Source organism: uncultured Maritalea sp., assembly GCF_937139385.1.
Taxonomy (GTDB): Bacteria; Pseudomonadota; Alphaproteobacteria; order Rhizobiales; family Devosiaceae; genus Maritalea; species Maritalea porphyrae_A.
This window is the reverse complement of sequence record NZ_CAKZPW010000102.1, coordinates 1-8,709: the sequence shown is the minus strand read 5'-3', so window position 1 is coordinate 8,709 and position 8,709 is coordinate 1. Positions and strand designations below refer to the sequence as shown.

10 protein-coding genes are annotated in these 8,709 nt (G+C 50.2%); 8 read left to right on the top strand and 2 right to left on the bottom strand.

Going from position 1 to position 8,709, the window contains the following annotated elements; translation table 11 throughout:
- From Q0231_RS04130 to Q0231_RS04110, 5 genes are all read left to right on the top strand, one after another.
- Positions 1-985 (top strand): 2-oxo acid dehydrogenase subunit E2 (locus Q0231_RS04130; protein WP_299345450.1); only part of this gene is annotated, 985 nt, incomplete at its 5' end.
- A 7-nt stretch (positions 986-992) separates the two neighbouring features.
- Complete coding sequence (locus tag Q0231_RS04125; protein WP_299345447.1) at positions 993-1,634, top strand: SGNH/GDSL hydrolase family protein; 642 nt, start codon at positions 993-995, stop codon at positions 1,632-1,634.
- A 30-nt stretch (positions 1,635-1,664) separates the two neighbouring features.
- Positions 1,665-3,104, top strand: a complete 1,440-nt coding sequence (lpdA, locus tag Q0231_RS04120; protein ID WP_299345444.1) for a dihydrolipoyl dehydrogenase — start codon at positions 1,665-1,667, stop codon at positions 3,102-3,104.
- 61 nt (positions 3,105-3,165) lie between these two features.
- A complete protein-coding gene (gene lipA / locus Q0231_RS04115; protein ID WP_299345441.1) occupies positions 3,166-4,119 on the top strand; it encodes a lipoyl synthase in 954 nt (317 codons plus the stop codon).
- Between the two features lie 15 nt (positions 4,120-4,134).
- On the top strand, positions 4,135-4,578 hold the full coding sequence (locus Q0231_RS04110) for a type II toxin-antitoxin system RatA family toxin (RefSeq protein WP_299345438.1): 444 nt from the start codon (positions 4,135-4,137) through the stop codon (positions 4,576-4,578).
- Here Q0231_RS04110 and Q0231_RS04105 read toward each other — a convergent pair.
- Positions 4,560-5,063, bottom strand: coding sequence for a CinA family protein (locus Q0231_RS04105; protein WP_299345435.1), 504 nt, complete (start codon positions 5,061-5,063; stop codon positions 4,560-4,562). The two genes, Q0231_RS04110 and Q0231_RS04105, sit on opposite strands and share 19 nt — an antisense overlap.
- 2 nt (positions 5,064-5,065) lie before the next feature.
- Positions 5,066-6,262 (bottom strand): bifunctional 2-C-methyl-D-erythritol 4-phosphate cytidylyltransferase/2-C-methyl-D-erythritol 2,4-cyclodiphosphate synthase, encoded by a 1,197-nt coding sequence (locus tag Q0231_RS04100; protein ID WP_299345432.1) that lies wholly within the window; start codon positions 6,260-6,262, stop codon positions 5,066-5,068.
- Positions 6,263-6,422: 160 nt separating this feature from the next.
- Between Q0231_RS04100 and dusB the strand changes: the two genes are divergently transcribed.
- The 3 genes from dusB to Q0231_RS04085 form a co-directional block, all read left to right on the top strand.
- Positions 6,423-7,430, top strand: a complete 1,008-nt coding sequence (dusB, locus tag Q0231_RS04095) for a tRNA dihydrouridine synthase DusB (protein WP_299345429.1) — start codon at positions 6,423-6,425, stop codon at positions 7,428-7,430.
- Positions 7,427-8,545: an ATP-binding protein gene (locus Q0231_RS04090; RefSeq protein ID WP_299345426.1), complete on the top strand. Its 1,119-nt coding sequence runs from the start codon at positions 7,427-7,429 to the stop codon at positions 8,543-8,545. Before dusB ends, Q0231_RS04090 begins: the two co-directional genes overlap by 4 nt.
- On the top strand, positions 8,538-8,709 hold a 172-nt coding region (locus Q0231_RS04085; RefSeq protein WP_299345453.1), incomplete at its 3' end, for a response regulator. The genes Q0231_RS04090 and Q0231_RS04085, both read left to right, overlap by 8 nt.

The window sequence follows — 8,709 nt, the reverse complement described above, 5'->3', positions numbered from 1 at the left end:
ACAAGCCCCTGCGGCACCAACGCCGGTTGCAGCAGCGCCAGTGCGAAAAGCAAGCGGCGAGCGCACCTTTGCTTCGCCCTTGGCACGTCGCTTGGCGGCAGATGCCAATATCGATGTGAGCATTCTTGCTGGCACTGGTCCAAAAGGCCGGGTCGTAAAACGCGATATTGAAAAAGCCATGCGCGAGGGCGTGCCGACTGCGGCACCAAGCGCCTCGGCCTCTGCACCGGCCATTTCGAGTGGCATGGCAGATAGCCAAGTGATCGCGCTTTATGAAGAAGGTAGCTATGACTTGGTGGCGAACGACGGCATGCGCAAGGTTATTGCCGCTCGTTTGACGGAAGCAAAGCAAACGGTTCCGCACTTCTATATCAGTATGGATGTTCGACTTGACGATTTGCTTGAAGCGCGTTCGCGGATTAATGCGACAGCCAAGAAAGACGAAAACGGTCGTCCTGAATTCAAGCTCTCGGTGAATGATTTCATCATGAAAGCTTGGGCAATGGCATTGAACCAAGTGCCTGACGCAAATGCATCTTGGGCAGGTGAGCATACATTGAAGCATCACCATTCGGATGTTGCGGTTGCTGTTTCTGTGCCTGGGGGGCTGTTCACACCGGTCGTGCGCAAAGCAGAGACTAAGTCACTGCGCGAGATTTCAGCTGAAGTGAAAGATTTGGCCAAGCGGGCAAAATCGAAAAAACTTGCGCCACATGAATATCAAGGTGGCGGCAGCTCTGTTTCAAACCTTGGCATGTTCGGCATTACGAACTTCCAGGCTGTGATTAACCCACCGCATGGGACAATTCTGGCTGTTGGCGCTGGCGAAGAGCGTGTTGTTGTTGAAAGCGGTGAAATCACTGTTGGCAATTTCATGACCGTAACCTTGTCGTGCGATCACCGGGTTGTTGATGGCGTGCTGGGTGCTGAGGAGCTTGGTGTGTTCAAGCAACTGATCGAAACACCTGTGATGATGCTGGCGTAAGCAAAACATGAAAAACGTGCTTGCCTTTGGGGATTCATTGACTTGGGGGGCGGACGCTGTGACCGGCGGCCGTCATCCATTCAAGGATCGCTGGCCAAATGTTCTTGCAACAGAACTGGGTGGGCAAGCACGCCTTTTCGCTGAAGGGTTGAATGGTCGCACAACGATTTTTGACGATTATTCAATTCCTACAGAGCGCAATGGATCAAAAGCTTTGCCGATGTTATTGGCGACACACGAACCGCTAGATTTGGTGATCATTTTCTTGGGCACCAACGACATGCGTTCGCACATTTGTGGGAATGCAGCAGGTTCTGCGATGGGCATTGCGCGGCTGATCAACATTGTGAAAACGTTCAGCTACAAACCTGGACACCATGTACCAAAGATACTTGTTGTGTCCCCGCCATATGTTGGAACAGGGGCCGACCAGCTGTTTAACGACGTGATGGCAGGGGCCGGTGACTTGTCCAAGGAATATGCTGCCAATTACGCCCAAATATGTGAGCGCGAACAAGTTGCGCTCTTTGATGCGGCTAGTGTCGCACGAATTGACCCTGCAGATGGCGTGCATCTGGACATAGCGAATACACGTGCAATTGGCGTGGGCCTTGCACCAATTGTAAGAGAATTATTGTCGATCCAATAATTGTTGGGCGTCAAAGATAAGGAAAAGAACATGGCAAATCAGTATGATGTGATCGTTATCGGCGGCGGACCAGGTGGTTATGTTGCAGCCATTCGCGGCGCGCAATTGGGCATGAAAGTAGCCGTTGTTGAGCGCGAACACTTGGCAGGGATTTGCTCTAACTGGGGATGTATCCCAACAAAAGCACTGCTGCGTAGCGCTGAAATTTATTCTCACATGGGCCATGCGAAAAACTTTGGACTGAAAGCTGGTGAGTTCACGTTTGAAATCTCAGACGTTGTGAAACGCTCACGCCAAATCGCCAAACAAATGAACAATGGCGTTGGGTTCTTGATGAAAAAGAACAAGATTGACGTTATTTGGGGTGAAGCACAAATCACCAAGCCGGGTGAAGTCAAAGTCGGACCATCATCAAAACCTGTGATGGAGCCTTCCGTGCCTGCGCCAAAAGGCGTGTTGCCACACGGCACTTATACCGCAAAACACATCATTATCGCAACGGGCGCGCGTCCTCGAGTGCTGCCGGGTATTGAACCTGAAGGCAAAAACATCTGGACTTACTTTGAAGCGCTTGTGCCACAAGAAATGCCAGAATCTCTGGTGGTTATGGGGTCTGGCGCAATCGGGATTGAATTCGCTTCGTTCTACGCGTCAATGGGCGCGGATGTGACGGTTGTTGAATTGATGAGCCAAATCATGCCGGTTGAAGATGAAGAGATTTCAGCCCACGCACGAAAGAGGCTCGAAAAGCGTGGTATTAAGATTTTGACTGAAGCCAAAGTAGCCAAAGTTGAAAATTCTGCCAGCGGCGTAAAGGCCCATGTGGAACTTAAAGACGGGCAAAGCCAAGTTATTGAAGCTGAAAAGCTGATTTCTGCGGTTGGTGTTATGGCCAACGTTGAAAACATTGGGCTTGAAGCTGTTGGCGTTAAGACAGAGCGCGGGTTCATCTCAATTGATGGATATTGCAAAACCAACGTCGATGGCATTTATGCGATTGGTGATGTAGCGGGCGCGCCGATGTTGGCTCATAAAGCCGAGCACGAAGGCGTCATGTGCATCGAAAAGATTGCTGGCAAAGATGTTCACCCAATGAACAAAAACCAAATTCCGGGCTGTACCTATTGTGATCCGCAAGTTGCGAGCGTTGGCTTGACCGAAAAGGCTGCAAAAGCGGCAGGTCGTGACATTCGGGTAGGGCGTTTCCCCTTCATGGGCAATGGCAAGGCGATTGCTTTGGGTGAGCCTGAGGGCTTGGTGAAAACGATCTTTGACAAGAAAACCGGCGAGTTGCTTGGTGCACATATGGTTGGTGCAGAAGTAACAGAACTCATTCAAGGCTTTGTTGTTGCAATGAATTTGGAAACGACTGAGGAAGAATTGATGCATACAATCTTCCCACATCCCACATTGTCCGAAATGATGAAAGAGAGTGTCCTTGACGCTTACGATCAAGCACTCAATATATAGGGCAAAATAGCGGCCTCAATTTGGGGCCGTTTTCGCTGATCCGACAAAGGAGCATCCCGCTGTGGTGACTTTGGTTGACAATACGAATAAGGCGCGTCCACGCCATCCTGAAAAGGCAAATCGCCCGGACACAGAAGTCTTGCGTAAGCCAGCTTGGATTCGGGTGAAAGCGCCCGGATCTAAAGGTTATGTAGAGACACGCAAGATCGTAAAAGACAATTCAATTGTTACCGTGTGTGAAGAAGCGGGTTGTCCGAACATTGGTGAATGTTGGGATAAAAAGCATGCGACCATGATGATCATGGGTGAGATTTGCACACGCGCTTGTGCATTCTGTAACGTACGCACAGGACTGCCGACCGCCCTAGACCCAAATGAGCCAATGAATGTGGCCAACACAGTCAAGACCTTGGGTCTAAAACACGTGGTGATCACTTCAGTTGATCGTGATGATCTTTCAGATGGCGGCGCACAGCATTTCGTTGAAGTCATTCAAGCGGTGCGCGAAGTGTCGCCAGGCACCACCATTGAAGTGCTGACCCCCGATTTCTTGCGCAAAGAAGGCGCAATGGAAAAGGTGGTTGCGGCAAAGCCTGACGTGTTCAACCACAATCTGGAAACGGTGCCATCAAACTATCTGACTGTTCGTCCAGGCGCACGCTATTTCCATTCGATCCGCTTGCTACAAAAAGTCAAAGAGATCGATCCGAACATGTTCACCAAGTCCGGCATTATGGTTGGCTTGGGTGAAGAGCGGAACGAGATATTGCAATTAATGGATGATTTGCGAGTGGCAAACGTCGATTTCTTGACCATCGGTCAATATTTGCAGCCGACCCGCAAACACCACAAGGTTGAAAGCTTTGTGACCCCGGACGAGTTCAAAGCCTATGAGCGGATTGCTTATACCAAAGGCTTTTTGATGGTTTCCTCGAGCCCATTAACCCGTTCGTCGCACCATGCGGGCGATGACTTTGAAAAGCTTCGTAAGGCACGTGAAGCCAAATTGAGCTAGGCAAAACAAAGCTTTATGACCAGAATTGCTTTTGAACGCGAAGTGCAACACTCGCCAGAACAAATGTTTGATCTGGTGAGTGATTTGGCCGCTTATCCATCTTTTGTGCCAAATTGCTCGGACATGAACATCACCAACTTGCCCCAAGAGGGCAAATGTTTGGCGCGTATGCATGTGTCATTTGGGCCGATCAATCAGTCTTATGAAAGTGAAGTGCACGCGGACCGTGAGGCGTTGCGTGTAACAGCGGTGTCGGATGACGATCCGTTTTCACGATTGTGGAGTGAATGGCAGTTCAGCCAGACACCATCGGGCACGCACGTTGATTTTTCCGTCGACTTTGAGATGCGCAATCGGTTTATCGCAGCGATTGCTGAGCCATTATTCGTTGAAAAACAACGTGAAATCGTTGATGCCTTTATGACTCAAGCGGCACAACGCTATGGCAAAGCGCGCTGATCAACACAAGCTAAAACAAGGGTGAGGGCGACGCGAACTGTTTCTTCGCGTATCTCTTCCCGGCCAATATCGCCAAATTTGCGCACAATGTGGCTCGATTTTTTGCCGTCTGAGCAGGCAAAGTGCACTAAGCCAACTGGCTTATCTGCACTGCCACCCGATGGGCCAGCAATGCCCGTAACAGCAACGGCTAACGAGGTGCGTGTTTCTTTCTGCGCACCCTTCGCCATGGCGCAAGCCACTTGCTTTGACACAGCACCATATTCTTCGATCAAGTCCGGATCTATGCCCAGCATTTCTGACTTGGCGCGATTTGAATAGGTAACGAAACCGCCATGTATTACGTTAGATGATCCTGGAATCGCTGTTAAAGCGCCTGCGATTAAGCCGCCAGTGCAGCTTTCCGCCGTTGCGAGGGTTAGGCGTTTTGAGGTGAGTTGTTCGATGGTGATTTGGGCCAAATGCAATACATCGTCTTCAAGCATATTCAGTCCTTTGCGGGCAATTCAATGGCAACAACAGCCTGTGCAGCAATGCCTTCTCCGCGTCCGGTGAAGCCCAACTTTTCAGATGTGGTGGCTTTAACCGAAACACGAGATACTGATACTTTACATATATCCGCAATATTTTGCCGCATAGCGATGCAGTGTGGACCAATTTTGGGCTGTTCGCAAATTATCGTCAGATCCACATTTACCAAGCGCGCGGAGCGGGCAGAAAGGCGAGAGATCGCATGTTCAAGGAACACTGCTGAATCTTTGTTTTTCCATTTGTCGTCGGCCGGGGGAAAATGCTGGCCGATATCACCTTCGGCCAATGCGCCATAGATAGCATCGGTGATGGTATGCAAGGCCACATCCGCGTCTGAATGGCCTTTAAGTTTTTTGTCAAACGGGATGTGAATACCCCCAAGGATGACTTCATTGCCGACTTCAAAAGCGTGAACGTCATAGCCAGACCCGACGCGTGTTTCGAGTTTATTGTTATCGTTCATACTTGAACGGGCCTCCGCAAGGTCTTGAGAAAACGTAATTTTTTTGTTTTGAACTTCGCCAGTGACAATTGACACATCCATGTTTGCCCATTCGGCGATCGATGCGTCGTCAGTGAAATCGGTGCTTGATTGTGCCTGAGCCTTAATGTGTGCGGACAAGATTTTTGCGAATGCAAAACCTTGTGGTGTCTGCGCAACGAAATGCTGGGTGCGATCAAGCGTTTGAGTGATCGATATTCCATCTGGTGAGAATTTGAGTGTGTCGGTAATCGGCAGCGCGGGAATTGCGCCACCATCCATCGACGCGTCGATGACGTCTGTTATGATTTGTGCGCTGACGAAAGGTCGCGCAGCATCGTGGATTAAAACCACATCAGGATTGTGCAATTGCAGTGCATTAAGTCCGGCCAAGACGGAGGATTGCCGGGTTTTGCCGCCAAGCACCGGCGCAAGCAGTTTTGCATCATCAAGGTCAAGGGCATCGTAATTTGATTGGTGGGGAACACTAATGACGGGCATGACCACATCGATCAAATGGTGCTGGGTGAAAGCGTTTATTGTGTGCTCAAGGACCGTTTTGTCATCCAGCAGCTGATATTGCTTGGGTAAGTCTGAGGAGCCACTGTTCAACCTCGTTCCAGAACCAGCTGCAACGATAATGACAGCGGTTTTTGGGTTGTTTTGAGGCATAAATGCTCCAGATCTCTTTTGCGCACTAGATTGGGTTTAGCGATAACGATAGACCATCGCAAGCGACAAGCCTGAGTTAACCCAAACTTCCAATTGGGCGTTTGCTTAAAACTTAATCTCTGTCTATTATTCAATCACGTTTCAATATTGCGCAAAAATTATGCATGATCAGCTCAAGCCAATACAGATTGGCACCCACATTTTTCCCTCAAATGCGTTTCTTGCGCCTTTGTCTGGGATAACGGACAAATCATTTCGCACGATCGCTGCGCGTTATGGCGCGGGTATGGTTGTGTCTGAAATGATCGCCAGTGCGGCTTTGACCAATGGCCATGCGGATATGGCGCGTCGGCTTGGTCGACCCGAACGGTTGCCGAATATCATTCAACTTGCGGGCTGTGAAGGCCGGTGGATGGCGGAAGGTGCAAAAATTGCCGAAGACAGTGGTGCCGACATTATTGATATCAATATGGGCTGCCCCTCCAAACGCGTGACAAATGGCTATGCTGGCTCTGCGTTAATGCGTGTACCGGATAAGGCACAATCGCTGATCGAGTCTGTTCTTGGTGCCACCAGTTTGCCTGTGACGCTGAAAATGCGCCTTGGGTGGAACGACGATTGCATCAATTCGCCAGAAATTGCGCAGGATGCTGCAAAAGCCGGCATTCAGATGATCACGATCCATGGGCGGACCCGCCAACAGTTCTATAAGGGCGCGGCGAAATGGTCGCCGGTGCGTGATGTTGTTGAAGCGGTTGATGTGCCCGTGGTGGTGAATGGTGACATTGTGGACATTGCAACTGCAAAACGCGCATTGGAATTGTCCGGCGCTGCCGCTGTGATGATCGGACGAGGCGCTCAGGGCCAACCCTGGTTGTTGGGGCAGGTTGGTGCAGCATTGCACGGCAATCCGGTTCCAGCTACCCCAGCGCTTAAAGAGCGGCAAAACCTGATGAAAGAGCATTACAGCTTGATGATGGAAGAATATGGCACAGCGCTTGGTGTGCGGTGCGCGCGCAAACATTTGGGCTGGTATATGGATGTTTTGGCTTTGGAGTTTACGATTCCTAAAGCGGCCCGTGCGGCTTTGCTGACGCAAGGTAATGCATTGCAAGTTCCTGCATTGATTGACCAGTTGTTTGATCAATTGGTGGAGGTAGCCGCATGAGCCCAACGTCCTATGAATTGGCCTTTTCAGCTTTCCAATCTATGACGCAACCGGTGCTGATTTGTGGGAAGTCCAACCGCATTGTGATGGCCAATTATGCTGCGCAGAGCTTTTTCCAAACTTCTGAAAACCTGTTGAAACGTCAAACGATTGACGATCATGTTGCCCCATCTTCACCCTTGCTCGGGCTCTTGGCGCATGTGCATGAGCGTCAAGCCGCATCAAGCGAACATAAGATTGCAATCGGCAATGTGAACTTGCCGGTTGAGAGGTTGGTGGATGTTCATGTTGCGCCAATGGGATCAGACCCCAATTTGGTGGTGATCACCCTGTTTGAGCGCACCATGGCGGACAAAATTGACAAGCAGCTCACCTCGCAAGGTGCTGCGCGCCAAGTCAGCGGCCTTGCGGCTATGTTGGCGCATGAGATCAAAAATCCTCTTTCTGGGATCAAAGGCGCGGCGCAACTACTTGAACAAAGTGCAAGCGATGAAGATCGGCCTTTAGCGCGCTTGGTGCAGCAAGAAGTGGAGCGAATTGTCAAACTGGTCGATCGTATGGAAGTGTTTGGCGATGAACGCCATCCTGAGCTGACGTCGATCAATATTCATGCTGTGCTGAACCATGTACTACTGCTGGCCGAAAATGGATTTGCCAAAGGCATTGTGATTGAAAAGAATTTTGACCCGAGTTTGCCACCAGTTTTGGGCAATTGGGACCAATTGGTGCAGGTCTATCTTAATCTGATCAAAAATGCGGCCGAAGCTGTAAAAAGCGAGCCTGGTAGTAAGATCAAAATATCAACGGCATATCGACCCGGCATTCGTGTTGGTGTGCAAGGCACGCGCGAGCGCTTGTCTTTGCCATTGGAGATAACGGTTGAGGACAATGGACCGGGCATAGATGCGGATATGTTGCCGCATATTTTTGAACCCTTTGTGACGTCCAAAAAGACCGGTGGCGGGTTGGGTCTTGCGATGGTGGCAAAGCTTATTCGCGGGCAGGGCGGCATTGTAGACGTTGATTATGTTGGCGACCGCACGATTTTCAAAACGTTGTTGCCTATGGCAAAGGCTGACACAGCAAGTCCAAAAAAGGAAGCTTTAGATGAGTAAGCGCACAATTTTGGTGGCTGACGATGATGCCTCAATCCGGCTGGTCCTAAGCCAAGCCCTCACACGGGCAGGTTACGATGTTTTGCCCATGAGCAATATCGCAACGCTGTGGAACCATGTGTCGCGTGGTGAAGGTGATTTGCTGATTACCGACGTGATGATGC

Coding starts and splice junctions, on each gene's coding strand:
- lpdA (WP_299345444.1), top strand. CDS start 1,665: ATGGCAAATCAGTATGATGTGATCGTTATCGGCGGCGGACCAGGTGGT.
- Q0231_RS04090 (WP_299345426.1), top strand. CDS start 7,427: ATGAGCCCAACGTCCTATGAATTGGCCTTTTCAGCTTTCCAATCTATG.
- dusB (WP_299345429.1), top strand. CDS start 6,423: ATGCATGATCAGCTCAAGCCAATACAGATTGGCACCCACATTTTTCCC.
- Q0231_RS04100 (WP_299345432.1), bottom strand. CDS start 6,262: ATGCCTCAAAACAACCCAAAAACCGCTGTCATTATCGTTGCAGCTGGT.
- Q0231_RS04110 (WP_299345438.1), top strand. CDS start 4,135: ATGACCAGAATTGCTTTTGAACGCGAAGTGCAACACTCGCCAGAACAA.
- Q0231_RS04125 (WP_299345447.1), top strand. CDS start 993: ATGAAAAACGTGCTTGCCTTTGGGGATTCATTGACTTGGGGGGCGGAC.
- Q0231_RS04105 (WP_299345435.1), bottom strand. CDS start 5,063: ATGCTTGAAGACGATGTATTGCATTTGGCCCAAATCACCATCGAACAA.